The organism is Streptomyces nidicola, from assembly GCF_050106155.1.
Classification (GTDB): domain Bacteria; phylum Actinomycetota; class Actinomycetes; order Streptomycetales; family Streptomycetaceae; genus Streptomyces.
On the sequence record NZ_JBNBPI010000001.1, the window covers coordinates 6,851,861 to 6,877,456 of the forward strand.

The 25,596-nt window shown below is 70.8% G+C and carries 23 protein-coding genes and 1 pseudogene; 17 read left to right on the forward strand and 7 right to left on the reverse strand.

Going from position 1 to position 25,596, the window contains the following annotated elements; genetic code table 11:
* Nucleotides 1-38: 38 nt before the first annotated feature.
* From ACOKM3_RS30915 to ACOKM3_RS30985, 15 genes are all read left to right on the forward strand, one after another.
* Entirely contained in the window at nucleotides 39-983 is a 945-nt protein-coding gene (locus tag ACOKM3_RS30915; RefSeq protein WP_426904308.1) for a 5-dehydro-4-deoxyglucarate dehydratase, read from the forward strand.
* Complete coding sequence (locus ACOKM3_RS30920) at nucleotides 980-2,140, forward strand: hypothetical protein (RefSeq protein WP_426904309.1); 1,161 nt, start codon at nucleotides 980-982, stop codon at nucleotides 2,138-2,140. Before ACOKM3_RS30915 ends, ACOKM3_RS30920 begins: the two co-directional genes overlap by 4 nt.
* Nucleotides 2,141-2,337: 197 nt before the next feature.
* Nucleotides 2,338-2,997 carry a GntR family transcriptional regulator gene (locus ACOKM3_RS30925; protein WP_426904311.1) on the forward strand — a complete coding sequence of 220 codons (660 nt, stop codon included), beginning with the start codon at nucleotides 2,338-2,340 and terminating at the stop codon, nucleotides 2,995-2,997.
* Nucleotides 2,998-3,006: 9 nt separating this feature from the next.
* The gene (locus ACOKM3_RS30930; RefSeq protein ID WP_426904313.1) at nucleotides 3,007-3,963 is read left to right on the forward strand and encodes a dihydrodipicolinate synthase family protein; all 957 of its coding nucleotides are present in this window, start codon (nucleotides 3,007-3,009) and stop codon (nucleotides 3,961-3,963) included.
* A complete protein-coding gene (gene araD, locus ACOKM3_RS30935) occupies nucleotides 3,960-5,735 on the forward strand; it encodes an L-arabinonate dehydratase (RefSeq protein WP_426904314.1) in 1,776 nt (591 codons plus the stop codon). The genes ACOKM3_RS30930 and araD overlap by 4 nt, the downstream gene beginning before the upstream one ends.
* A 177-nt stretch (nucleotides 5,736-5,912) precedes the next feature.
* Nucleotides 5,913-6,854 carry a carbohydrate ABC transporter permease gene (locus ACOKM3_RS30940; protein ID WP_426904316.1) on the forward strand — a complete coding sequence of 314 codons (942 nt, stop codon included), beginning with the start codon at nucleotides 5,913-5,915 and terminating at the stop codon, nucleotides 6,852-6,854.
* Entirely contained in the window at nucleotides 6,851-7,774 is a 924-nt protein-coding gene (locus ACOKM3_RS30945; protein ID WP_426904318.1) for a carbohydrate ABC transporter permease, read from the forward strand. The genes ACOKM3_RS30940 and ACOKM3_RS30945 overlap by 4 nt, the downstream gene beginning before the upstream one ends.
* Before the next feature lie 26 nt (nucleotides 7,775-7,800).
* The gene (locus ACOKM3_RS30950) at nucleotides 7,801-9,018 is read left to right on the forward strand and encodes a Gfo/Idh/MocA family protein (protein WP_426904320.1); all 1,218 of its coding nucleotides are present in this window, start codon (nucleotides 7,801-7,803) and stop codon (nucleotides 9,016-9,018) included.
* Entirely contained in the window at nucleotides 9,015-9,881 is an 867-nt protein-coding gene (locus tag ACOKM3_RS30955; protein WP_426904322.1) for a DUF6807 domain-containing protein, read from the forward strand. Before ACOKM3_RS30950 ends, ACOKM3_RS30955 begins: the two co-directional genes overlap by 4 nt.
* The gene (locus tag ACOKM3_RS30960; protein WP_426904324.1) at nucleotides 9,878-11,449 is read left to right on the forward strand and encodes a glycoside hydrolase family 43 protein; all 1,572 of its coding nucleotides are present in this window, start codon (nucleotides 9,878-9,880) and stop codon (nucleotides 11,447-11,449) included. The genes ACOKM3_RS30955 and ACOKM3_RS30960 overlap by 4 nt, the downstream gene beginning before the upstream one ends.
* Nucleotides 11,446-12,816 carry an ABC transporter substrate-binding protein gene (locus ACOKM3_RS30965; RefSeq protein ID WP_426904325.1) on the forward strand — a complete coding sequence of 457 codons (1,371 nt, stop codon included), beginning with the start codon at nucleotides 11,446-11,448 and terminating at the stop codon, nucleotides 12,814-12,816. Before ACOKM3_RS30960 ends, ACOKM3_RS30965 begins: the two co-directional genes overlap by 4 nt.
* 114 nt (nucleotides 12,817-12,930) lie before the next feature.
* Nucleotides 12,931-13,755: a rhamnogalacturonan acetylesterase gene (locus ACOKM3_RS30970; RefSeq protein WP_426904327.1), complete on the forward strand. Its 825-nt coding sequence runs from the start codon at nucleotides 12,931-12,933 to the stop codon at nucleotides 13,753-13,755.
* A 31-nt stretch (nucleotides 13,756-13,786) separates the two neighbouring features.
* Nucleotides 13,787-15,094 (forward strand): pectate lyase family protein, encoded by a 1,308-nt coding sequence (locus tag ACOKM3_RS30975; protein ID WP_426904328.1) that lies wholly within the window; start codon nucleotides 13,787-13,789, stop codon nucleotides 15,092-15,094.
* An 89-nt stretch (nucleotides 15,095-15,183) separates the two neighbouring features.
* Nucleotides 15,184-16,287, forward strand: coding sequence for a pectinesterase family protein (locus ACOKM3_RS30980; RefSeq protein WP_426904330.1), 1,104 nt, complete (start codon nucleotides 15,184-15,186; stop codon nucleotides 16,285-16,287).
* Nucleotides 16,280-17,440, forward strand: a complete 1,161-nt coding sequence (locus ACOKM3_RS30985) for a dienelactone hydrolase family protein (RefSeq protein WP_426904332.1) — start codon at nucleotides 16,280-16,282, stop codon at nucleotides 17,438-17,440. The genes ACOKM3_RS30980 and ACOKM3_RS30985 overlap by 8 nt, the downstream gene beginning before the upstream one ends.
* A gap of 7 nt (nucleotides 17,441-17,447) precedes the next feature.
* Here ACOKM3_RS30985 and ACOKM3_RS30990 read toward each other — a convergent pair whose 3' ends face one another.
* Nucleotides 17,448-17,684: a hypothetical protein gene (locus ACOKM3_RS30990; RefSeq protein ID WP_426904333.1), complete on the reverse strand. Its 237-nt coding sequence runs from the start codon at nucleotides 17,682-17,684 to the stop codon at nucleotides 17,448-17,450.
* Nucleotides 17,685-17,939: 255 nt separating this feature from the next.
* Here ACOKM3_RS30990 and ACOKM3_RS30995 point away from each other — a divergent pair, with 255 nt between their 5' ends.
* Nucleotides 17,940-18,743 carry an HAD family acid phosphatase gene (locus tag ACOKM3_RS30995; protein ID WP_426904335.1) on the forward strand — a complete coding sequence of 268 codons (804 nt, stop codon included), beginning with the start codon at nucleotides 17,940-17,942 and terminating at the stop codon, nucleotides 18,741-18,743.
* 58 nt (nucleotides 18,744-18,801) lie between these two features.
* On the opposite strand, the gene ACOKM3_RS31000 is transcribed toward ACOKM3_RS30995, so the two are convergent.
* The 6 genes and pseudogenes from ACOKM3_RS31000 to ACOKM3_RS31025 form a co-directional block, all read right to left on the reverse strand.
* Nucleotides 18,802-19,629, reverse strand: a complete 828-nt coding sequence (locus tag ACOKM3_RS31000) for a pectate lyase (RefSeq protein WP_426904336.1) — start codon at nucleotides 19,627-19,629, stop codon at nucleotides 18,802-18,804.
* Between the two features lie 41 nt (nucleotides 19,630-19,670).
* Nucleotides 19,671-20,348 (reverse strand): hypothetical protein, encoded by a 678-nt coding sequence (locus ACOKM3_RS31005; RefSeq protein ID WP_426904338.1) that lies wholly within the window; start codon nucleotides 20,346-20,348, stop codon nucleotides 19,671-19,673.
* Entirely contained in the window at nucleotides 20,345-20,932 is a 588-nt protein-coding gene (locus ACOKM3_RS31010; RefSeq protein WP_426904340.1) for a SigE family RNA polymerase sigma factor, read from the reverse strand. Before ACOKM3_RS31010 ends, ACOKM3_RS31005 begins: the two co-directional genes overlap by 4 nt.
* A 164-nt stretch (nucleotides 20,933-21,096) precedes the next feature.
* Nucleotides 21,097-22,527, reverse strand: a pseudogene (locus tag ACOKM3_RS31015) (peptidoglycan D,D-transpeptidase FtsI family protein); the annotation flags it as partial.
* 126 nt (nucleotides 22,528-22,653) lie between these two features.
* Entirely contained in the window at nucleotides 22,654-23,118 is a 465-nt protein-coding gene (locus tag ACOKM3_RS31020) for a GNAT family N-acetyltransferase (RefSeq protein ID WP_426904341.1), read from the reverse strand.
* Nucleotides 23,118-23,900, reverse strand: a complete 783-nt coding sequence (locus ACOKM3_RS31025; RefSeq protein ID WP_426904343.1) for an IclR family transcriptional regulator — start codon at nucleotides 23,898-23,900, stop codon at nucleotides 23,118-23,120. Before ACOKM3_RS31025 ends, ACOKM3_RS31020 begins: the two co-directional genes overlap by 1 nt.
* Before the next feature lie 131 nt (nucleotides 23,901-24,031).
* Between ACOKM3_RS31025 and ACOKM3_RS31030 the strand changes: the two genes are divergently transcribed.
* The gene (locus tag ACOKM3_RS31030) at nucleotides 24,032-25,564 is read left to right on the forward strand and encodes an aldehyde dehydrogenase (NADP(+)) (RefSeq protein ID WP_426904345.1); all 1,533 of its coding nucleotides are present in this window, start codon (nucleotides 24,032-24,034) and stop codon (nucleotides 25,562-25,564) included.
* Nucleotides 25,565-25,596 lie beyond the last annotated feature (32 nt).

The window sequence follows — 25,596 nt, forward strand, 5'->3', positions numbered from 1 at the left end:
CGTGCACTTCGTGCGATGTGCGCGCTCAGGGAGAGCTCGTGACCTCAGTCCCTCTCGCCGCTCGCCTCAGCATTCCCAGCGGGCCGCTGTTCTTCCCCGTCACCGCCTACGGATCCGACGGGACCGTGGACCTCGACACCTTCCGCACCCACGTGCGGCGCGGCGTCGAGGCCGGGGCCGCCGCCGTGTTCGCCTGCTGCGGCACCGGGGAGTTCCACGCCCTCACGCCCGAGGAGTTCGAGGCCTGCGTCGCCGCCGCGGTCGAGGCGACGGCGGGCCGGGTGCCCGTCGTCGCGGGCGCCGGATACGGCACCGCGCTCGCGGTCCGCTACGCGCGCGCGGCCGAACGGGCGGGCGCGGACGGCCTGTTGGCGATGCCGCCCTATCTCGTCGTGGCAGGACAGGAGGGGCTGCTGCGGCACTACACCGAACTGGCCGACGCGACCTCCCTCGACACCATCGTCTACCAGCGCGACAACGCGGTCTTCACCCCGGAAACCGTCGTCGCTCTCTCCCGCCACCCCAAGGTGATCGGGCTCAAGGACGGGCTCGGCGACCTGGACCTGATGCAGCGGATCGTGAGCGCCGTACGGACGGACGGAGCGGAGGAGTTCCTCTACTTCAACGGTCTGCCCACCGCCGAACTCACCGGCCTCGCCTATCGCGGCATCGGCGTCACCCTCTACTCCTCCGCCGCCTTCGCCTTCGCGCCGGAGCTCGCGCAGGCCTTCCACAAGGCGCTGAACGCGGGCGACGATGCCACGGTGAACCGGCTCATCGACGGCTTCTACCGGCCCCTCGTCGAACTCCGCAACCAGGGGCGGGGGTACGCGGTATCGCTCGTGAAGGCGGGCGTACGGCGCAGCGGGCTCGACGTCGGCGGGGTGCGGCCGCCGCTGCACGAGCCGCGCGCGGAACACGTCGAGCGGCTCGTCGAACTCATCGAGCGGGGCGCCAAGTTGCTGGAAGGAGCCGACGCATGAGGGCCTCCACCTTCGTCTACCCCTGGGACGTCAACGGCGACCCGGACGCCGCCCGCCGCATCGCCGACCTCGGCGTCCGGCAGGTCACCCTCGCCGCCGCGTACCACTCCACGCGCGCGCTGACGCCCCGCCATCCGCGTCACCGCATCGTGACGGCTGAGCATGCGGCCGTGCTGTACCCCGTCGACCAACAGCGTTGGCAGGGGCGGGAACTGGTGCCGTACGAGGCCGGCGACTGGGCCCCCGGCGACGCCTATGGAGAAGCCGCCGAGGCCCTCGCCGGCGCCGGCCTCGACGTCCACACATGGGTCGTGCTCGCTCACAACTCCCGGATGGGCGCCGAGCACCCGGACACCTCCGTCGTCAACGCCTACGGAGACCGTTACCCGTGGGCGCCGTGCATCGCGCAGCCCGCCACGCGCGCGTACCTCGTCGACCTGGCGGCGGAGGCGGCGACGCGCCCCGGCGCGCGCGGCACCGAACTCGAATCGCTCGGCTGGTACGGCCTCGCGCATCTGCACGCCCACGACAAGATCGGCGGCGTCGGTCTCGGTGAGGCCGGGCAGTACCTGATGTCGCTGTGCTTCTGCGAATCCTGCCGAGAGGGTTACGGCCAACACGGTCTGGATCCTGTGGAGTTGGCGGTGTCCGTCCGGTCCGGCCTGGACCCCGTATGGCGGGGGAGGGCGGCGGACGAAGGCTGGGTGACGGTCGAGAAGCTGCTCGGCGCCGAGACCGCCGCGGCCACGCGCGCCTACCGCGACACCACGGCCCGCACCATCCAGGAAGCGGCCGTGGCGGCGGTACGGGCCGCGGCCCCCGCCGACTTCCAGGTGCTGCTGCACGCCGACCCGGTCTCGTACCACTGCGGCGCCAACGCCGGTGTCGACCCGGAGCACATCCTCTCCGTCGCCGACGGCGTCGTCGTGCCCTGCACGGGCGGCGCGGGCCTGGTGCGCCCGTTCGCGGAGCAGGGGAAGGGCGTCGTCGCCGCGAACCTCACCGTCGTGCGCGGCATGGGTGGCAGCCCGGACACGCTCGCGCAGGACGCCCGGGCCGCGCGCGACCTGGGCGCCACGCAGCTGCGGCTGTACCACGCGGGGCTCGCGTCGGACGGGGATCTGGAGGCGGTGGCGGGGGCGCTCGCGGAGCTCTGACGGGCGGTGGCGGCCGGCGGCGGATGGCCGCGGTCGGCGGCGCAGCGCGGCGGATGATCAACTTCCGCAAGATTCATGGAAGTTGTGTGAACTTCTTTCGTCGGAAGCGTTGACGAAACAGGGCCGTGCTTCTAGCTTCAACGCGTCGTACTTCGTACGTCATATATGAGACGCGATACGCCATACGAGAGGCCCGCATGACCTCTGTGCCCACGCCGATCCCCTCCCGTACCCAGTACGTCCTGGAGGAGATCAAGCACCGCATCCTGACCGGGCGGCTGCGCCCCGGTCAGGCCCTGGTGGAGACCGATGTAGCCGCCCAGTTCGGGGTCTCCAAGACCCCGGTGCGCGAGGCGCTCAAGACCCTCGCCGGGACCGGGCTCGTCGTGATGAGCCAGTACAAGGGCGTCACGGTGCGCATGGTGGACGCCGACATGGCCCGCGAGGTCTACGACGTGCGGCTGCTGCTCGAGCCGGAGGCGCTGCGTCGCACCGTGTGCCGCCGCGCCTCCCTCGACGTCGCCCGCGACGCGCTGCACCGCGCCGCCACCGCGAGCGACACGGCCCAACGCTCCCTCGCCAACCGGGAGTTCCACCGCGCCCTGTACCTCCCGTGCGGCAATCCGCTGCTCGGCAGGATGCTCGACGAGGTCCGCGACCAGGCCGCCCTGGTGTCCGCCGTGGCGTGGGCCGCCGACCCCTCGTGGGAGCGGGAGGCCGGCGAGCACCGGGAGATCCTTGAGCTCGCCCTCGCCGGTGACGCCCAGGGGGCCTCGCGCGCGCTGCGTGACCACATCGCGTCGTTCGTCGAGCGGGCCTTCCCCGACCTGCGGGAGGACCGGGAAGAAGTAGGGTGAGCACCACTCATGACCAGCCCCACGTACTCCACTCCGTACGAGCAGGGGAGACCCCACTCGCCGGCCGTGTTCGAGACCCAGCGCGCCGCGCTCGCCGATGTGGTCGCGATCCCGGTGACCCCGTTCGCCGAGGACGGCTCCGTCGACGAGGGCCAGTACAGGTCCCTGCTGCGGCGCTTGCTCGATGCCGGCGTGCGCACCCTCACGCCGAACGGGAACACCGGCGAGTTCTACGCCCTCGCTCCCGAAGAGCGCCGTCTCGTCACGGAGTTGACCCTCGAAGAAGTGGGGGAGCGCGGCATCGTCCTCGTCGGTGTCGGGCACGACGTGCCGACCGCGATCGAGGCCGCCCGGCACGCCCGTGAGCACGGCGCCCACATGGTGATGGTGCACCAGCCCGTGCACCCCTACGTCTCCGAGGTCGGCTGGGTCGACTACCACCGGGCGATCGCGCGGGCCGTGCCCGAGCTCGGCGTCGTCCCGTACCTCAGGAACGCGGCGCTCCCCGGCGCCCGGCTCGCCGAACTCGGCGCGGCCTGCCCGAACGTGATCGGCGTGAAGTACGCGGTGCCGGACGCCTCGCGCTTCGCCGGCTTCGCCCGGGACGCGGGCCTCGACCGGTTCGTCTGGGTGGCCGGGCTCGCCGAGCCGTACGCGCCCTCCTACTTCTCCGCGGGCGCCACCGGCTTCACCTCGGGGCTCGTGAACGTCGCGCCCAGCGTCTCGCTGTCCATGATCGAAGCGCTTCGATCGGGCGACTACGCCGCCGCCATGAAGGTGTGGGAGCAGATCCGCCGCTTCGAGGAACTGCGCGGCGCCGACGCCTCCGCCAACAACGTCACCGTCGTCAAGGAGGCCCTTGCCTCCCTCGGCCTGTGCCGCCGCGACGTCCGCCCGCCGAGCAGGGAACTGCCGGAGGCGGCGCGCGCCGAGGTCGCCGAGATCGCCGCGGGGTGGTCCATATGAGTACCGACCGGAGTGCCGACCGGGCCGACCGGAGAGGGCCCGACGACCGGAGGCTGAGCCCCGAACAGCTCCGCTCCCACCAGTGGTACGGCACGGAGGGCCAGCTGCGCACCTGGTCGCACAATGCCCGGATGCGCCAACTCGGTTACGAGGCCGAGGAGTACCAGGGCCGGCCCGTCGTCGCCGTCCTCAACACCTGGTCCGACATCAACCCCTGCCACGTACACCTGCGGGAGCGGGCGGAGGCCGTGAAGCGGGGCGTGTGGCAGGCGGGCGGCTTCCCGCTCGAATTCCCCGTCTCCACGCTCTCGGAGACGTACCAGAAGCCGACCCCGATGCTCTACCGCAACCTGCTCGCCATGGAGACCGAGGAGCTGCTGCGTTCCTACCCGGTCGACGCGGCGGTGCTGCTCGGTGGCTGCGACAAGTCGACCCCCGCCCTGCTCATGGGCGCGGCCTCCGCCGACGTGCCGTCGATCTTCGTGCCGGCCGGGCCGATGCTGCCGGGCCACTGGCGCGGCGAGACGCTCGGCTCCGGCACCGACATGTGGAAGTACTGGGACGAGCACCGCGCGGGCAACCTCACCGACTGCGAACTGCGGGAACTCCAGGGCGGATTGGCGAGGTCGCCCGGCCACTGCATGACCATGGGGACCGCGTCCACCATGACCGCGGCGGCCGAGGTCCTCGGCATGACGCTGCCGGGCGCCTCCTCGATCCCGGCCGTCGACTCCGCGCACGAGCGGATGGCCGCGGCCTCCGGGCGGCGCGCCGTCGACCTCGCCTGGACCGCGCTCAGGCCCTCCGAGATCCTCACCCCCGAGGCCTTCGAGGACGCCGTCACCACGGTGCTCGGGCTCGGCGGCTCCACCAACGCCGTCATCCACCTCATCGCCATGGCCGGGCGGGCCGGAGTGCCGCTGAGCCTCGACGACTTCGACCGCGTCGCGCGCGCCGTTCCCGTGCTCGCGAACGTTCGGCCAGGTGGGCAGACGTACCTGATGGAGGACTTCTACTTCGCCGGCGGCCTGCCCGCGTTCCTCTCCCGGATCACCGACCTGCTGCACCTCGAACGGCCCACGGTCAACGGCCGGTTGGGCGAGCAGATCGAGGGCGTCGAGGTGCACAACGACGACGTGATCCGCACCCGTACGAACCCGGTCGCGGCCGAGGGCGGCGTCGCCGTCCTGCGCGGCAACCTCTGCCCCGACGGCGCCGTCATCAAGCACATCGCCGCCGAGCCGCGGCTGCTCAAGCACACCGGCACAGCCGTGGTCTTCGACGACTACAAGACCATGCAACGCACCATCAACGACCCGGAGTTGGGCATCACCGCCGACAGCGTCCTGGTGCTGCGCGGCTCGGGCCCCAAGGGCGGACCCGGCATGCCCGAGTACGGGATGCTGCCCATCCCCGACCATCTGCTCAAGCAGGGCGTGCGCGACATGGTGCGGCTCTCCGACGCGCGGATGAGCGGTACGAGTTACGGGGCGTGCGTCCTGCACATCGCCCCCGAGTCGCACGTCGGCGGACCGCTCGCGCTGGTCCGCAGCGGGGACACCGTCACCCTCGACGTCGCCGCGCGCTCGCTTCAACTCGACGTGAGCGACGAGGAGTTGCAGCGCCGCAGGAACGACTGGGTGCCGCCCGCCGAGCGCCACGAGCGCGGCTACGGCGTGCTCTACAACGAGCAGATCACCCAGGCCGACACCGGCTGCGACTTCGCCTTCCTGGCGGGGCCCGGCACGGCTGAGGACCCGTACGCGAGCTGAGTCACCACCCGCCGGCCTTCCTGGCCGACACCCCGAACACCATCTGTGAAGCGTTTCGATATGTGGGTCGTGCAAGCGCTTTCTATCGACCCCCAACGGACCCGCGCCGGGCCCCCAACGGACCGCAACGGACCGCAAAAAGTACCGACCTGAGCCACCGAGAACGGAGTTCCCGTCATGGCCCAAGCCGCAGCCGTGGCCAAAGCACCGGGGGGCGCATCGCCGCCCCGGCGCCGCAAGTCAGCCACCCCGCGCAGGCTCCCCTATCTGCTGATCGCGCCCGCCGGGCTGCTGATGCTGGGCTTCATCGCGTATCCCGTCATCAGCGTCTTCTACTACAGCGTGCAGCACTTCAACCCGACCAAGCCGTGGCGGAACGGGTTCGCGGGACTCGACAACTTCGTCACCGCGTTCACCAACGACCCCGACTTCTGGCGGACGCTGGGCTTCAGCCTCCAATGGGTCGTCGTCCAGGTGGTGCTGCAACTGCTGCTCGGCCTCGGGCTCGCGCTCGTGGTCAACCAGACGTTCATCGGCCGCGGCATGGCCCGCGCGCTCGTCTTCTCGCCGTGGGCCGTCTCCGGCGTGCTGACCTCCGCCGTCTGGATGCTGCTCTACAACTCCCAGACGGGCATCACGCGTTACCTCGCCGACATGGGCATCGGAACGTACGGCACCTCATGGCTCTCGGACACCGCGACCGTCTTCCCCGCCGTCGTCACCGCCGAACTCTGGCGCGGCGTCCCCTTCTTCGCGATCCTCATCCTCGCCGACCTCCAGTCCGTGTCGAAGGACCTGTACGAGGCCGCCGAGGTCGACGGCGCGAGCCGGCTGCGCCAGTTCTTCCACATCACACTGCCACACCTCAAGGACGCGATCATCCTGTCCACGCTGCTGCGCGCCGTGTGGGAGTTCAACAACGTCGACCTGCTCTACACCCTCACCGGCGGCGGACCCGCGGGTGAGACGACCACTCTGCCGCTGCGCATCGCCTCCATCGCCGTCGACAGCCACGACTTCGGCTACGCGTCCGCGCTGACGTCCATCGCCTTCGTGATCCTCCTGTTCTGCTCGATGATCTATCTCCGCCTGAGCAAGTTCGGGGGCGAGGACAAGTGACCGTCAAGGAAGCCGAATTGACCGCCACCACGACCGCGCCCGCCACCACGACGGGCGGCGGCCGGCACCGCGCCGCCCTCCGCCCCTCCAAGAAGGACCGCGGGCCCTCCTGGGAGGACGTGCCGCGCTGGCAGATCTATGTCCCGCTCGGCGTCTACCTCCTCTTCACGCTCATCCCGTTCTACTGGATGCTGCTGTTCGCGTTCCGGCCCACCGGATCCACGTCCCTCGTGCCGTGGCCGCTCACCTTCGAGCACTTCGACAAGGTGTGGAACGAGCGGTCGTTCGCGATCTTCTTCCAGAACAGCCTGCTCGTCGGCCTCGCCTCGATGCTGATGACGACGGTCGTGGCGCTGGCCGGCGGCTACGCGCTCGCCCGCTTCAACTTCCGGATCAAGCAGGGCTTCATGCTCGCGCTGCTGTGCTCGCAGTTCATTCCGGGCGCCCTGATGCTGGTCCCGCTGTTCCAGATCTTCGCCAACCTGCGGCTGATCAACTCGCTCGGCAGCGTCATCATCGCCGAGACCGTCTTCCAGCTGCCGCTCACGATGATTCTCATCAGCGGCTTCATCAAGAACGTGCCGTACTCGCTCGAAGAGGCCGCCTGGGTCGACGGCTGCGGACGCTTCCGCGCCTTCTGCGCCGTCGTCCTCCCGCTGCTGCGACCGGGGCTCATCGCGGTCGGTTCCTTCGCCTTCGTGCACAGCTGGAACCACTTCCTGTTCGCCCTGATGTTCCTCTCCAACCAGGACAAGCAGACGATCCCGGTCGGCCTCGCCACCCTCATGGGCGCCGACTCCGTCGACCTGGGCGCGCTCGCCGCCGGTGGCGTCGTGGCCGCGCTGCCCGTCGTGATCGTCTTCGCATTCATTCAGAAATGGCTCGTCACGGGGTTCAGCGCGGGGGCGGTGAAGGGATGACAACCACTATGAAGATCAATTCGAGCATGCGGACACGCGACAGCGGCCCGGAGCACGAGCCTGTTCCCGTCGTCCTCGCGGGCGCGCGGGGCCACGGCCGCTGGCACCTGAACAACCTGCGGGGCCTCGCGGAGGCGGGGCGGGTTAAGCTGGCCGGAGTGTGCGAGCTGCGGCCGCTGGACGCGGCGGAGCTCGACGGATTCGAGGCCGATGACGTCGTGCAGTCCGCCGACTTCGGGGAGCTGCTCGACCGCACCGGCGCCCGGATCGCGATCATCTGCACCCCGATCCCCACGCACACGGACCTGGCCCTGGTGGCCGCCCAGCGGGGCGTGCACCTGCTCCTGGAGAAGCCGCCCGCGCCGTCGTACGCGGAATACGAGCGCATGGCGGCCGGGGTGGCCGAGGCGGGGATCGCCTGCCAGATCGGCTTCCAGTCGCTCGGCTCGCATGCGGTGTCCCATATACGAGATCTCGTACGCGACGGCGCCATCGGTGAGCCCCTCGGCATCGGCGCCGCCGGGGCCTGGGCCCGCGACGAGGCCTACTACCGGCGCGCCCCCTGGGCCGGGCGCCGCCACCTCGACGACGGTAGCGGCACGGGCCGCACGGTCGACGTCGTGGACGGTGTGCTCACCAACCCGCTCGCCCACGCCGTCGCCACCTCCCTCGCCCTCGACGGCGCGACCGGCGGCGACGACCTCACCGCGATCCGCACCGAGCTGTACCGCGCCAACGACATCGAGGCCGACGACACCTCGTGCGTCGAGCTGACCACCCGTACCGGCTCGCGCGTCACCGTCGCCGCGACCCTGTGCGCCGAACTGCCGGACGAGCCGTACGTGATCGTGCACGGCAGCCGCGGCCGGATCACCTTCTGGTACAAGCAGGACCGCGTCCTCGTGCAGCGCGCGGGCCACGGTCCGGAGGAGACCGTGCACGGGCGCACCGACCTGCTGGCGAACCTGATCGACCACCTCGCCACCGACGGGGAGACACCGCTGCTCGTGCCGCCCGCCGCGACCGGCGCGTTCATGCGCGTGGTCGAGGCGATCCGGCGCGCCCCAGCCCCGCTGGCGCTGCCCGCGGACGCGTGGAGCACGGTGCCCGCGGACAAGCCCGGCGTCGTACGACGGGTGGTGCACGGCGCCGACGGGCTCGTCGCCGCGAGCGCCGACGGACTCACCGGCTTCGCCGGGCTCGGCGCGTCCTGGGCCCGCTCCGGAGCGGAGGCCTCGTCATGACCCGGACCCTGCACGGTCTTGTCACCGCCCCGCTGACACTGAGCTGCGCGGGCCGCCCCGTCGCCCGCTACGAGCTCCGCCCCGACGTCGAGCGGCGCCTGTCGCCGCGCCCCTTCCTGCACCCGGTGACCACGCTCGCCGGTACCCCGGTCACCGAGTTCGCGCCCGCCGACCACCTGCACCACCTCGGGGTGGGCGTCGCCGTGCCGGACGTCGCGGGGCGCAACTTCTGGGGCGGGCGCACCTACGTCGAGGGGCGGGGGCCGACCGAGCTCGACAACCACGGCGAGCAGCGGCACCGCGAGTTCAAGCTGTGCGACCCGGACGGGTTCGTGCAGGACCTGGAGTGGATCGCGGACGGCTGCGTGCCGCTCCTGCGCGAGCGCCGCACCGTGGCCGTCACCCAATTGGCCGACGATGCCTGGGCGTTGGACTTCACGTTCTCGCTCACCAACCCGGCGGACGATGCGCTGAGCATCGGCAGCCCGGCGACCAACGGCCGTCCGGGCGCCGCGTACGGAGGATTCTTCTGGCGGGCGCCGAAGGAGGCCGCGGCCCCGGCCGTGTTCACGGAGGCCGCCGAGGGCGAGTCCGCGGTCCACGGCCGTCCCGCCGACTGGCTGGCCATGGCGGGCGACGGCTGGACCCTCGTCTTCGCGGGCGCCACCGCCGAGACCCGCCGCGACCCGTGGTTCGTCCGCACCGACGAGTACCCGGGCGTCGGCTCCTCGCTCGCCTCCGCTGCCCGGCTGCCCATCGGCCCCGGTGACACCGCCGTACGCCGCGTGGTCACGGTCGTCGCCGACGGCACGCTCGACCGGAAGCGGGCCACGGCGCTCGTCCGCAAGGCGGTGGCCGCATGAACCGCGCGCCGAACAGAACCGGTGACCTGGGCGACGGCACGTACCGCAACCCCGTGCTCGCCGCCGACTGGTCCGACCCCGACGTGATCCGCGTCGGTGACGACTTCTACCTGACGGCGTCCAGCTTCGGGCGCGTCCCCGGCCTTCCGCTGCTGCACTCCCGCGACCTCGTCAACTGGACGCTCGTCGGACACGCCCTCGACCGGCTCGAACCCGCCGAGGCCTTCGCCGCCCCGCGCCACGACTGCGGCGTGTGGGCGCCGTCGCTCCGTCACCACGACGGCCGCTTCTGGATCTTCTGGGGCGACCCCGATCACGGCATCCACCAGATCAACTCGCCGTCGATCGCGGGGCCTTGGACGGCGCCCCATCTCCTCAAGGCGGGCAAGGGCCTCATCGACGTCTGCCCGCTGTGGGACGAGGAGACCGGTGAGGCGTACCTCGTGCACGCCTACGCGAAGTCCCGCGCCGGCATCAAGAACCGCCTCACCGGACACCGCATGGCGCCCGACGGAAGTGAACTCCTCGACGAGGGAACGGTGTTGATCGACGGGGACCGCATCCCCGGCTGGTTCACTCTTGAAGGCCCCAAGGTCTACCGGCACGACGGCTGGTACTGGATCTTCGCCCCTGCGGGCAGCGTGGAGACCGGCTGGCAGGGCGCCTTCCGCTCCCGCTCGTTCTTCGGCCCCTACGAGGAGCGGGTCGTGCTCGAACAGGGCGACACCGACGTCAACGGCCCCCACCAGGGCGGATGGGTGCGCACGGCGGCGGGCGACGACTGGTTCCTGCACTTCCAGCAGCGCGGCCCGTACGGGCGGGTGGTGCATCTGCAGCCGATGCGCTGGGACGCCTCCGGGTGGCCGGTGATCGGCGACGACGGCGCCCCCGTCGACGTACACGAGAAGCCCGCGCTGCCGAAGCAACCGGTGACGGCGCCCGCGACGAACGACACCTTCCCCGGTGGACGCTTCGGCCCGCAGTGGCAGTGGACGGCCAACTCCGGCGCGGACTGGACGAGTTCGCACGACGGGGACGGACTGCTGCTCACCTGTGTGCGCTCCGCCGACGGGGTGCGCGACCTGCGCCGCGTACCGCACCTGCTCACGCAGCGGCTGCCGCTCCTGCCGAGCCGCGTGGAGGTCGACCTCCGGCTCGACGCCACAACTCCCGGAGCCCGCGCGGGACTCGTGGTGCTCGGCGACGCGTACACGTGGATCGGCCTCGAACGCGGGGCGGACGGAGCGGCCCACGTGGTGCACCGGTTCGCCGAGACCACCGCCGACGCGGAACGGGACGCGGCCCATCCCCGCGCGGCGCCCGACGCGACGGCGCGGCTGCGCGTCGACATCGCCGACGGGGCCCGCTGCCGCTTCTCCGTCGACACCGGAGACGGCTTCCGGCGCTCGGGCCAGGTGTTCGCCGCGCAGCCCTGGCGCTGGGTCGGCGCCCTGCTCGGCCTGTTCGCGGCGGCACCACCCGGCGGTCGGGCCGCCGGCGCCGCCCGGTTCACGCACTTTCGCAGCACCACCCTCCAGTTGGATCCAGAAGAAGAGAGCCGATCATGACCATCAGTGCACGCAGAGGAACCCGCAAAGGCATCCGCAGATCCGCGCTGCGCACCGGCACCGCCGTCGCCATCAGCACCGTCCTCGCCCTGACCGCCACCGCCTGCGGTGACGACGGCAGCGGGGCCGGCGGCGACAAGGGGAACGAGGGGTCGGGCAAGGGCGAGATCACCTTCTGGGACAACAACACGGCCGTGCGCCGCGACGTCTGGATGGAGGTCATCAAGGACTTCGAGAAGAAGTACCCGAACATCAAGGTCAAGTACGTCGGCATCCCCGCCGAGAACGTGCAGTCCAAGTACGACACCGCCATCCAGGGCGGCGGCCTGCCCGACGTCGGCGGCGTGGGCACCGCGATGCTCGCCGGTGTCGCCGCGCAGGGCGCCCTCGAACCGCTCGACGAGCGCATAGCGACGAGCTCGCTCAACGGAAAGCTCAACGACTCCTTCATGGAGTCGGTGAAGGCCGCGGGCGCCGGGGACAAGATCTACGAGCTGCCGACGTCCGCCAACAACGGTGTCCTCTACTACCGCACCGACCTGTTCAAGAAGGCGGGCCTGGGCGCGCCGACGACCTGGGACAAGTTCTTCGAGGCGGCGTCCAAGCTCACCAACACCGGTAAGAACGAGTTCGGTTACACCATCCGCGGCGGCGAGGGCTCCATCGCGCAGGCCCTCGACGCGTCGTACGGGCAGAGCGGCATCACGTCGTTCTGGGACGCGGACAACGAGAAGACCACGGTCAACGACCCCAAGAACGTGGCCGCGCTCCAGAAGTACGCCGCCCTCTACAAGAAGGCGACGCCGTCCGCCGACGTCAACAACGACTTCACGAAGATGGTCGCGCAGTACGACAGCGGCAAGATCGGCATGCTGAGCCACAACCTCGGCTCGTACGGCGACCACGTGAAGGCCTTCGGCACCAAGTTCCGCGGCATCCCCAACCCGACGGGCCCGGGCGGCACCCGCGTCCAGGTCTCCAACCCGGTGGACGGGCTCGGCCTGTTCAAGGCCAGCAAGAACAAGAAGGCCGCCTGGAAGTTCATGGAGTTCGCCGCCTCGCACGCGGAGAACAGCAAGTGGAACGAGTCGGCCAAGCAGATCCCGGCCAACACCGAGGCCGCCAAGGACGACTGGGTGCAGAAGTCCGAGCCGACGAAGCTCGCCGCCGAGGCGCTGCAGTCCGGCACCACCAAGATCGTGCAGCTGCCGTACTACCTGCCCGACTGGAACACCATCTCCAAGGCCGACAACGAGGACGACTTCCAGAAGGTCATGCTCGGCAAGATGACGGCCAAGGCCTTCCTGGACTCGCTCGCCGACCAGCTCAACAAGGCGCAGGCCGAGTGGAAGCAGCAGGCCAACTAGCAGACAGAGCAGGTCTGTTCACTCCTGAACCGGGCCGGCGGCGGGACGCTTCGTGCCCCGCGGCTCCCGCCGCCGGCTCCATCACCCATGCCCCGGAAAGGACGGCACATCGACGTGTCGACCACCCGAAGAACCACGCTGGCCGCCCTCGCGGCCCTGCCGCTCGCGGCGGCCCTCGCGTCTCCCGCGCCGGCGGCCACCGCCCGGCACGACCGGCGGACCCTCTTCATCGCCGGTGACTCCACCGCAGCCCAGAAGTACCTCGACGCCAAGCCCGAGACCGGCTGGGGCATGGCCCTCCCGTTCTTCCTCTCCGACCGCGCCCGGGTCGCCAACCACGCGGTCAACGGCCGCAGTTCGAAGAGCTTCGTCGACGAGGGCCGCCTGGACACGATCGTCGCCGCGATCCGCCCCGGCGACCTCCTCCTGATCCAGTTCGCGCACAACGACGAGAAGAGCGCGGACCCCACCCGCTACACCGAGCCCTGGTCGACGTACCAGGACTGTCTGAAGCTGTACGTCGACGGGGCGCGGGCCAAGGGCGCCCGCCCGGTGCTCGCCACCGCCGTCGAGCGCAGAAAGTTCGACGCGAGCGGCAACTCCCTGCCCACCCACGGCGACTACCCGGCGGCGATGCGCGCCCTCGGCGAACGGGAGGGCGTCGCGCTGCTCGACATCCAGGCGCTGTCCCTCGCGCTGTGGCGAAAGCTCGGCGTCGAGGACACGAAGACGTACTTCAACTGGACCGCGACCGAGCAGGACAACACGCACTTCAACCCGCCGGGCGCGATCGCGGTGGCCCGCCTGGTCGCCACCGAGCTGCTCGACCGCAAGGTGCTCGCCCATCGCGACGTGCGCCGTACCGGAGACGAGATCGACGAGCTGGACCCGGCGTGGCCCTCGCGCCTGTCCTGGCTCGCCGGGACCACCCCCGCCTGACTTCCCTCAACGAGTGCGCCAGGAGCCGTAGATGAGATCCAGCAAGACATACGCGTTCGTCGCAGCCGGTGTCGCCGGCTGCACCGCCGTGGTCCTCGCCATGACCGGCACGGTCGCCTCCGCGGGCGCCGCCGAGCCCCACGCACACGGGCACGACCCCGCCCGGCAGACCCTCGCGAAGGGCGACGGCTGGGGCTCGGCCACCACCGGCACCACGGGCGGCGCCACCGCCGACGCCGCACACGTCTACACCGTCACCACCTGGGCCGGACTGAAGGCCGCCTTCGCCGCGGGCGGCACCGCGCCGAAGATCATCAAGGTCAGGGGCACCCTCGACGCGGACGGCGCGACCTGCGCCGACTTCGCCGCCGACGGCTACGACCTCGACCAGTACCTCGCCGATTACGACCCGGCGACCTGGGGCTATGACAAGGAGGTGACCGGCGAGCAGGAGGACCTGCGCGCCGCGTCCGCCGCCGCCCAGGCCAAGGCCATCAAGGCGAATGTCCCCGCCAACACCACGATCATCGGCGTCGGCAAGAACCCGGGCATCGTCGGCGGCAGCCTCCAGATCAACGGCGTCGACAACGTCATCGTGCGCGGCCTCACCCTGGAGTCCCCGCTCGACTGCTTCCCGCAGTGGGACCCGACGGACGGCGACACCGGCAACTGGAACTCCGAGTACGACGCGGCCGTCGTCTACAACTCCACGCACGTCTGGCTGGACCACAACGAGTTCACCGACGGCGACCACCCGGACTCCACGCTGCCCAGTTACTACGGCCGCATCTACCAGCAGCACGACGGCGAGCTCGACATCGTCAAGGGCGCCGACTATGTGACCGCCTCCTGGAACGTCTTCGCGGACCACGACAAGACGCTGATGATCGGCAACAGCGACGGCGCGGCCGCCACGGACCGCGGCAAGCTGCGCGTGACGCTGCACCACAACCTCTTCAAGAACCTCGTCGAGCGGGCCCCGCGCGTGAGGTTCGGCCAGGTCGACGTCTACAACAACTCGTATGTGGGCAACGCCGATTACTCCTACTCGTTCGGCATCGGCTTCGAGTCGCAGCTCTACGCGGAGAAGAACGCGTTCACGCTGCCGAAGGGGGCCGGGGCGGACGCCGTCCTGCACCGCTGGAACGACTATCCGGTGACGGCGACCGGCAACCAGGTCAACGGGAGAACGGTCGACCTGATCGCCGCGTACAACGCCGCCAACGCGGCCACCCCGATCCGCGAGAACGCGGGCTGGAAGCCGACCCTGCGACGCGACGTCGACCCGGTGAAGTCGGTGCCGCGCGTCGTGGCACGGGACGCCGGTCCGGCGAATTGAGCCCCGCCGGCGATTGAGGCGCGGGGTCCGGGGCGGAGCCCCGAGACGTGTGCCTCAATCGCCGCCCACCCCCTCCCAGGAGCCGCACCATGCCCACCCGCCTCGGCAGAAGAAGCTTCATCGCCGGCGCGGCGCTCGCCCTGAGCGCCACCGCCGCCCCGGCCCACGCCGGCCCGACCCACCGAAACCCCTTCGGCCGCTACGGCTCCCCGAGGGCCCGCCTCACCCCGACCACCCTCTACGTACACCCCGACGGCGCCGGCGACCACCGCACCGTCCAAGCCGCCGCCTCCGCCGCGACGGACCCCGGCCACACCCTCGTCATCGCCCCCGGCGCCTACCGGGAAACGGTCACCGTCCCGGCCACGGCCACCGGCACGACCTGGATCGGCGCCACCGGCGACCCCCGCGACACGGTCATCGTGTACGACAACGCCGCCGGCACCCCGAAGCCCGACGGCTCCGGCACCTACGGCACCACCGGCAGCGCCACCGTCACCCTGCGCCCCGACGGCTTCACCGCGCACCACCTCACCTTCGCCAACGACTGGCTGCGCGCGGACCACCCGGAGATCACCGGGACGCAGGCCGTCGCGGTCAAGGTCATGGGCGACCGCTCGGCATTCTTCACATGCCGGTTCCTCGGCCACCAGGACACCCTGTACGCCGACTCGACCGCGCTCACCACCTTCGCCCGCCAGTACTTCAGCGACTGCTACGCCGAGGGCGACGTCGACTTCGTCTTCGGGCGCGGCACGGCGGTCTTCGAGCGCTGCCACTTCCGCACGCTCGACCGCACCGACCTGGCATCGGCGCCGTACGGCTTCGTGTTCGCGCCGTCCACGGCGGGCGCCAACCCGCGCGGCTTCCTGGTGAACCGCGCACGGATCGACTCCACCGCCCCGGCCGCGTACTACAAGCTGGCACGCCCCTGGGTGCCCAGCTCCGACACGACGGCCAGGCCCGCCCTCGTCGTCCGCGAATCCCGGCTCGGCCGCGGCATCGACGCGGCGGCGCCCTACACGAACATGTCGGACAGCTACCCCTGGCAGAACCAGCGGTTCGCGGAGTACGCCAACTCCGGTCCCGGGGCAGCGATTTCGGCTCCCGAGAACCGGCCGCAGCTGAGCGCGGCGGAGGCCGCGTCGCACACCCGGAAGACCTACCTCGGTGACTGGAGGCCGTATGCGTGACGTTCCGATGGGGCGGCGCCGGTTCGTGACCGGTGCCGCCGCGGCGGCGCTCGCCACCACCGCCGGAGCGGGCGAGGCGGGCGCCGCCGAACTCGTCGGCGGCAACCTTCCCGACTTCCACCCGCTGCTCAAGCGCGAGCTCGACTTCCCCTTGGCGTGGGGGAATTCACCGGTCCGGGACTTCGGAACATGGCGGCGGGCCGCCCGCGCCAAGGTCGAGGAACTGCTCCTCGTCGACCGGCAGGACGACGTCCCGTACGCGCCGCACTTCGGCGAGGCCTCCCAAGACGACGGATTCACCCGCCAGTTGGTCGATGTCTCCCTCACCCGCTACGAACGGGTGCGCGGCGCCCTGCTCACCCCCGACGGCCCCGGACCCCACCCGGCCGTGCTGCTCCTGCACGACCACGGCGCCAGGTTCGACATCGGCAAGGAGAAGTTCGTCCGCCCCTGGTACGACGACACCCGCCTCGTCTCCGCGCGGTCCTGGGCCGAGAAGTACTTCACCGGCCGCTTCGTCGGCGACGAACTGGCGCGCCGCGGCTACGTGGTGCTCTGCCTCGACGCGTACGGCTGGGGCGACCGCGGACCCGTCACGTACGAAGAGCAGCAGGCCCTGGCGAGCAATTTCTACAACCTGGGCTCGTCGCTCGCCGGGCTCGTGGCCCGCGAGGACGCCCGCGCCGCCGCCTTCCTCGCCGGGCTCGACCGCGTCAACCGGCGCCGCGTGGCCGCCGTCGGCTTCTCCATGGGCGGCTACCGCGCCTGGCAGACGGCCGCGCTCAGCGACGCCGTCGCGGCCGCCGTCAGCGTGTGCTGGATGACCGGGCTCAAGGAAATGATGGTGCCCGGCAACAACACGCTGCGTGGCCAGTCCTCGTACTACATGCTCCATCCGGGACTCGCCCGACATCTCGACATCCCCGATGTCGCGAGCATCGCGGCGCCCCGGCCGATGTACTTCCTCGACGGCGCGGACGACACGCTCTTCACCGCCGAGGGCGTCGAGGCGGCGTACGCCAGGATGCGCGCGGTGTGGCGCTCCCGGCGCGCGGACGACCGGCTGCGGACGGAGACCTGGCAGGGGCTCGGGCACGTCTTCGTGGAGCCGATGCAGGACGCGGTCTTCGGCTGGCTCGACGACGTGCTGTAGACGTCGGTCAGCCGAGGTGCCACAAGGCGTAGGTGACCAACAGCAGCACCAGGCCCGCGAGGGTCAATGCGGCGCCCAGGACCCGGAGGTAGCCCACCGGGCCCAGGCCGCGGACGTCGAAAGCCCAGCTCAGTCCGGCTGTCATGGCGATGACGCCGCCCACGGCGAAGAAGCCGAGGAGGACCGGCGATGTGGCGCGCTCGCCGGCGGCGAGGGGGAGAAGACTCGTCGGGGTCACGGTCACGGTGGGGCCTGCATTCTGTGGGTCGAAGCGCTTGCCTAGACCCTAGAAGGGGCCCCTTCAAGGCACGGTCAACAAGGCGCCATGCAGGAGCAATGGTGCGGCCATATCGGCGTCGGGTGTCGAGTCGGGTATCGATCGGGTAAAGCCGGTCGCGGGGCTGATGTGATGCGCGTAGACATGCATTCACCTGCACGGAGTCCCCCCGACCCCGACGGCTTCCACAGCCGTCACGGCCAGAATTGGAACACGTCATCGATGCGTAAGCGCCATCTCGCCGCCGCCACAGCGACGGTCGCTTCCCTCGTACTCGCCGGCGTCGTCACCGCCGGCTCCGCCGACGCGGGCGGAGCGAGCTCCGCGAACGACAAGGCCACCGCGGAACCGCACAACATCGGCCTGCTCACCAAGGAGATCGACTCCTACTACGGCGCGAAGCAGGACGCCGACGGCGTCTGGCAGGCCTCGCCAGACAGCCCGTACGCCCAGGACCTCGCCCGCATCGAGAAGGGCGCGAAGCGCCAGATCGCCGCGGCGGCGAAGAAGCACCACGGCAAGGGCGACAAGCCCGCGATCGTCTTCGACATCGACGACACGCTGCTGCTCAGCCTCGACTACGAGAAGAAGACCAACTACGTCTACAACGACGCCAGTTGGAAGGAGTACGTGGGCAAGGCGGACCGCCCCGCCGTCTTCGGCACGCCCGCGCTCATCCGGTACGCCGAGTCCAAGGGTGTCGAGGTCTTCTACAACTCGGGGCTCGGTGAGACGCAGCGCTCCGCCGCCGTGGAGAACCTGAAGAAGGCCGGCATCGACGTCAACCTCGACGCGGACCACGTCTTCCTCAAGGACAAGGCCGACCCGCCCGCGTACCTGGCCGACTGCGCCACGGCCGCCGCCTGGAACTGCACGACGGTGCAGTACAAGTCGGGGACGCGCAAGCACATCGAGTCCCGTGGCTACGACATCGTCGGCAACTTCGGCGACCAGTACTCGGACCTCGAGGGCGGCTACGCGGACAGGACGTACAAGCTCCCGAACCCGACGTACTACGTGGACTGACGCCGATGGTGCGGTGGGACGCGGCCGTGGGCGGCCGCGTCCCACCGGGCTTCTTGGCTCAGTCGTACGTCAGGTCGGAGGCCGTGTACCGGCAGTACGTGCCGTCGGGGCCGCTGCCCAGTTCCTTGGGTTCGGCACCGGTGTTGTTGCCCTCGTACCGGATGCACGGCTTGATCTTCTTGCTGCTGTCGCCGTGGATGCGCACATTGCGCAGGGCCGCCGTGTCGCCGTAGTTCGAGTTGATGCCGACGAGCGACTTGCCCGGCGCCGTCACGTCGACGTCGTTGATGGTGATGCTGCGGTTCTTGTACTGCGTCGAGCAGTTGCCGCAGGAGCGGACCAGCTTGCCGAAGTCGGAGACCTGGAACTTGGTGACGACGAGCTTGCCGGCGCCGTTGAACTGGAACACCTTGTCGTCGGCCTTCTTCGCGCCGCCTCCGGACACCGTGTAGACGGATCCGGTCGACTTGCCCTTGAAGGTGGCCGCGTCCTCGCCGACGTCCTCCCACCACACGTTCTGCAGCGTGCAACTGCCAGCGCAGTGCACGCCGTCGGCGGCCGGCGAGCCGATGATCACGTTCTTGAGGGTGGCGCCGTCCTTCAGGTTGAAGATCGGGTCCTGGCCCTCCTCCTGCCCGTCGCCGCCGAGGTCCCCGGAGCCGTAGAAACGCTTGAGCCCGCCGTCGTACGTGCCCGAGACGGAGATCGAGCTGCTGACGGCCTTGGTGCCGGTGGGCGACGGCCAGGCGGCCGCGGCCCCCGCCGTGCCGAGCATGCCGCTCGCCATGAGAGCGCCCCCGGTCAGTGTGAGCGCACCGAGCCCGCCGAGCAGCGCTCTGCGACGGGTGGTGCGGCGGCGATGTGAGTGTCGTGTTGTGTTGTTCATGCCCTTCAGTGGTCACCGACCGCGGAAGGGTTGCCGCGACTTCACTTCTCAGCGAAGTCGCCGTCCACGGAGACCCGTTGACCGTCCCGCGTCCGCCCGGTCACGACGTAGTCGTCCGCGCCCGCGTCCCGCCCGCCCTCGGCGTGGTTGTACTGCCCGGCGAACACGTGCTCACCCACCGGCACGGAACGGCCCGGCCTCAGCACCCACCGGTAGACGAGGAACCCGTCCCGCTCGGTGACGGACTCCGTGAAGTCGTCGGCGGGCAGGGAGCGCCAGTGGCCCGTGCTGTTGACCTTCCCGGTCTGCGCCACCCGCAACTCGACCGTGAGACCGGTCAGTTGGCTGTTTGTCTTGAACGTGACGTTGGACTGGGCCCAGTAGGCGTTGGAGCCGGGGTCCACCGAACCGTCCGCCCACAGCGGGTTTCCGGCCTGCGGCGGCGTCTGTGTCGGTGACACGGCGACCTGCTGCTGGCGCGGCGCAGGATCGGGGCGCAGCGCGGAGCCGACCGCGAAGCCGCCCACGGCGAGCGCCCCGACGACCCCCGCGGTGATCCCGGCGATCCGCACCCAGCCCACCGCGGGCCGCCGCTCGGGCTCGTCCGCGGCGGGTCGCTCGTGCATGCCGCGCTCGACGCGGGCGAGCATCCGCGCACGGTCGGGGCGGTGCGCGTCGGCGGCCTCGCGCAGCTGCTGCCGAAGGTGCTCCTCGCTCATCCGCGCCCTCCTTCCGTGGCGTCGAGTGCGGCGCCGACCGAGCGTACGCGCCCGGGCGTCCGGCCGTTCGGTTCGCCGTGTCCCAGCCGTCGTTCCAGCTCGGCCATGCCCTTCGAGGTCTGGCTCTTCACCGTACCGACCGACACGCCGAGCGTGAGCGCGGTGTCCTTCTCCGACAGGTCGAAGGCGTGCCGGAGCACCACGCAGGCCCGTTTGCGGAACGGGAGTTCGCGCAGCGCGCCCTGCACGTCGACGACCGCCGGCACGTCCGGCCCCTCGGTGCGGTCCTGGCGGCCGGACCAGAAGAGGGCCACGCGCCGCCGCTCGCGCACCGCGCTGCGGATCCGGGTGCGCGCGAGATTGGCGACGACGCCGCGCGCGTACGCGACCGGGTGCTCGGCGTCCCGCACCCGGTCCCAGCGGTGCCAGAGCGCGAGCAGGGCGTCCGCGGCGAGGTCGTCCGCGGCGTCCGCCTCTCCCGTCAACAGGTGGGCGAGGCGGGCGAGTTCACGGTGGTGCCGTTCGAAGAAGGCATGAAACTCGGCGGAAGCGGAATCGTCCCGGGTGTCCACAACCGTGCTCACGCGATCCCTCCCTCACAGTGGCGGCCCGATGGGGGAGGCGTGAGCGTACCAGCGTTGTGTACGACGCACCGAAGGGTGTCCGTGATACCGGACACCCTTCGGTGGAACTGTGGTTGAGGAAGCGTCAGCCGGCGTCAGTTCTTGAGTGCCGCCTGCATCATCGCCTTGGCGACAGGACCCGCGAGGCCGCTGCCGCTGACCTCGGAGCGGGCCGCGTCCGACTGCTCGACGAGCACCGCCACGGCGACCTGCTTGCCGGTCGAGTCGTCCTTCGCGTAGGACGTGAACCAGGCGTACGGGGTCTCGCTGTTGTTCTCGCCGTGCTGCGCCGTACCGGTCTTGCCGCCGACCGTCGCGCCGTCCATCTGCGCGACCGTGGCGGTGCCCTTGGAGACCACGGTCTGCATCGCGGACTGCAGCTGCGAGGCGGTCGACTCGCTGATCACGCGGGTGTCGTCGCCGTCCTCGAAGGACTTGACCGCGTCGCCGTCGGCGTCCGTCACCTGCGACACCATGTGCGGGGACGCCTGCTCGCCGCCGTTGGCGATGGTCGCGGAGACCATCGCGATCTGCAGCGGCGTGGCCGTCACGTCGAACTGGCCGATGCCGGACAGGGCCGTCTGCGCGTCGTCCATCTTCGACGGGTAGTTGCTCTTGGCGGCCCGCACCGGGACGTCCTTCTTCTCGTCGTTGAAGCCGAACTTCTCGGCCATCGCCCTGACCTTGTCCTGGCCCAGTTCGGCGGCGAGCTTTCCGAAGACGGTGTTGCAGGAGTACTGAAGCGCCGTGCGGACCGAGGCGTCCTCGCAGGGCATCGAGGTGGTCTCGTTCTTCAGGTACGTGCTCGTACCCGGCAGCTTGTACGGGTTCGGCGTGTCCGTCTTCTGGTCGATCGACGAGACCAGGCCGTCCTCGAGCGCCGCCGCGGCGACCACCAGCTTGAACGTCGAACCGGGCGGCAGCGCCTGCTTCAGCGCCCGGTTCGTGGTCGGCGATTCCTTGTCCTTCGCGAGCTTCTTCCACGCCGCGGCGTCCGAGGAACCGGAGCCGCTGATCTTCGACGGGTCGAAGGACGGCGTCGACACCATGCCGAGGATCTTGCCGGAGTCCGGGTCGATGGCGACGGCGGCGCCCTTCTTGTCGCCGAGCGCGCTGTACGCGGCCTTCTGCACACCCGGATCGATCGTCGTGATCACGTCACCGGGGTCGCTGCTCTTGCCGGTGAGGGTGTCCAGCGGGTTCTTCAGCTGCGTGTCGGTGCCGTCGAGCACGCTCTGGTAGATCCCCTCGAGCTGGGTGGCCCCGTACACCTGCGAGGTGTAGCCGGTCACCGCCGAGTACAGCGAACCGTCCGTGTAGGTCCGCTTGTACTTCAGGTCGCTGGAGTCGCCCGTCTTCGTCGAGCCGGTCACCGCCTTTCCGCCCACGATGATGTCGCCGAGCGGATTCGCGTACTGCGAGATCGTCTTCCGTCGGTTGTCGTCGCTGTTGGCGAGGGCCTGGCCGTCGTAGAACTGCACCCAGGTCGCCCTGACCAGCAGGGCGAACACGAGGAGCAGCGTGAAGACGGAGGCGCGCCTGATCGTCTTGTTCATTGCGTACGAAAGACGAGCGGGCGGGCGCGATTCGTTCCTGACCGTGCGTTTTCTCACCGTACGTTCATGTGGGGCGGGTACCGGCCGGCCGGGCCGGTCATGTGCGGCACGAGGCGGCCGGCCGGGTCAGCCGAGCCGCAGTACGACCTCTTCGATCTCCTCGCCCCGCGCGTGAGCGAAGCCCCGGTCGTGTCCGGTGACGACGAACCCGCACTTCTCCAGGACGCGGATCGAGCCCTTGTTGTCGGCGGCGGCACGGGCGTGCAGGGGACGCTCGGTGACCTCCGCGAGCAGCGCCCGCAGCGCCGCCGTCGCCACGCCGCGGCCCCAGTGCGCGCGGTCGATCCAGTACGTGACCTCCAGCTCGCCGGGGTCGCCGTAGACGGACGCGCTGCCGACCACGGCGCCGTCGAGCAGCACGGTCCGTACGACGTACTTCTCGCAGATCTGGTGCCAGTGCGCTTCGAACAGGTCCCACTGCGCCGACCTCGGCGAGACGAACGCGGCCGCGTGCATCGACTCGGGGTCGTTGTGCTGACGGAAGAAGGCCGGCAGGTCACCGGGGAGGACGGGGCGCAGGGCCAGATCCATCAGAGCCTCCGTGTCGCGAGGGTCAGCCGGTCGCGGGCGTCGAACAGCGCGTCCTTGACCATCTGCTCGTGGGCGGGCGTGAGCCGCGCCACCGGGACCGAGCAGGAGATCGCGTCCCGGGCCGGGGTGCGGTACGGGATCGCCACGCCGAAGCAGCGCAGGCCCAGCGTGTTCTCCTCGCGGTCGACCGCGAAGCCCTGCTCCCGGATCTGGTGCAGCTCCTCGATGAGCTTCTCCCGGTCGGTGATCGTGTGCTCGGTCAGCGCCGGGAGCGTCTCCGGGAGCAGCTTGCGGACCTGCTCGTCGGTGTGGGTGGCGAGCAGCGCCTTGCCGAGCGACGTGGAGTGCGCGGGCAGCCGGCGGCCGACCCGGGTGAAGGGGCGCAGGTAGTGCTGCGACTGGCGGGTGGCGAGGTAGACGACGTTCGTACCGTCGAGCCGGGCCAGGTGGATGGTCTCCGTCGTGTCGTCGGAGAGCCGGTCGAGGGTGGGGCGGGCCGACGCCACGACCTCGTCCCCGTCGATGTACGAGGTGCCGACGAGGAGGGCGCGGACGCCGATGCCGTACCGCGTACCGGTCGCGTCCGTCTCCACCCAGCCCAGGTCCACGAGTGTGCGCAGCAGCATGTAGAGGCTGGACTTCGGGTACCCGACGGCCTCCTGGACCGCGGCCAGGGAGTGCATCCCGGGTCGGCCCGCGAAGTATTCGAGCAATTCCACGGTCCGCACCGCGGACTTGACCTGCCCGCCGCCTGCCGCGGCCCCCGTCTCGTCTGCCGACATCGCCCTTGACCCCTTCGTTCGACGAGAAATAGTCTCGGTGAGTAGTTCATCATCAGAGACAGCGTTCAGTATATCGAACGATCCTCGTTGCTCACCCTGGTGCGCGGCGAGAAAAGCTGGAGGAATGTGCCGTGGCAGCAACACCAGTCTGGAGTGTCGACCCCCGAACCGGGAAGCAGCGGGAGCAGGTCGCGGACGAGGCCACGGCGCAGGAAGTGGACGAGGCGGTGCGCGCCGCGCAGGCCGCCCGCTCCGCCCTCGCCGACCGCACCGTCCGTGCCGCGTTCCTGCGCACCGCGGCCGACCGCCTGGAAGAGGCCAAGGATCACCTCGTCGAGGCGGCGGACGCGGAGACCGCGCTCGGCCCGGTCCGGCTCACCGGCGAACTCGCCCGCAGCTGCTTCCAGTTGAGGAAGTTCGCGGACATCGTCGACGAGGGCGCCTTCCTCGGCGTCGTCATCGACCACCCGGACGACACGGCGACGCCGCCCATCCCGGACCTGCGCCGCTACAAGATCCCGCTGGGCGTCGTCGCCGTCTACGCGGCCTCGAACTTCCCGTTCGCCTTCTCCGTGCCCGGCGGCGACACGTCGAGCGCGCTCGCGGCCGGCTGCCCGGTCGTCGTCAAGGCGCACCCCGACCACCCGGCCACCTCCGAGCTGGTCGCCGCCACCATCCGCAGGGCCGCCGCCGAGCACGGCATCCCGGAGGGCGTGCTCGGCCTCGTGCACGGCTTCGACGCGGGCGTCGAGCTGGTCAAGCACCCGCTGGTGTCCGCGGCCGGCTTCACCGGCTCCGTACGCGGCGGTCGCGCGCTCTTCGACGCCGCTTCCTCGCGGCCGGTGCCGATCCCGTTCCACGGTGAGCTGGGCTCGCTGAACCCGGTCGTGATCACCGAGGCCGCGGCCGCCGAGCGCGCCGACCAGATCGGCACAGGGCTCGCCGGTTCGATGACGCTGGGCGTCGGCCAGTTCTGCGTGAAGCCGGGTCTCGTCTTCGCGCCGAAGGGCGAGGCGGGCGACACGCTCGTCAAGTCCCTCACGGCCGCCGTCAGCGACACCGCCTCCGGCGTGCTGCTCGACCACCGCATGCGCGACAACTTCATCGCCGGTGTCGCCGAGCGCGCCGAACTCCCGGACGTGGAAGCCCCGGTGACCCCCGGCGCCGGCAGCGAGCACACGGTGGCGCCCGGCTTCCTCACGGTTCCGGCCACCCGGCTCGCGACCGAGGGCGGCGCGCACGACCTCCTCCTGGAGGAGTGCTTCGGCCCGGTCACGGTCGTCGCCCGCTACGAGACGGCCGACGAGATCACGGCGGTCCTGAACCGGCTCCCCGGCAACCTCACGGCGACGGTCCAGCTGTCCTCGTCCGAGGCCGCCGGTGAGGGCCGCGGCGCGGAGATCCTCGCCGAGCTGACGCCCATCGCGGGCCGCGTCCTCGTCAACGGCTGGCCGACCGGTGTCGCGGTCGCGCCCGCGCAGCACCACGGCGGCCCGTACCCGGCGACGACGTCGACGTCCACGTCGGTGGGCGGCACCGCGATCGAGCGCTGGCTGCGCCCGGTCTCGTACCAGACGACGCCGGAGGCGCTGCTGCCGCAGGAGCTGCGCGACGACAACCCGCTGGGGCTGCCGCGCCGCTTCAACGGCCGCCTGGAGCTCTGACCGGACGAGGCCCCCGGGCCCCTGCGAGACTG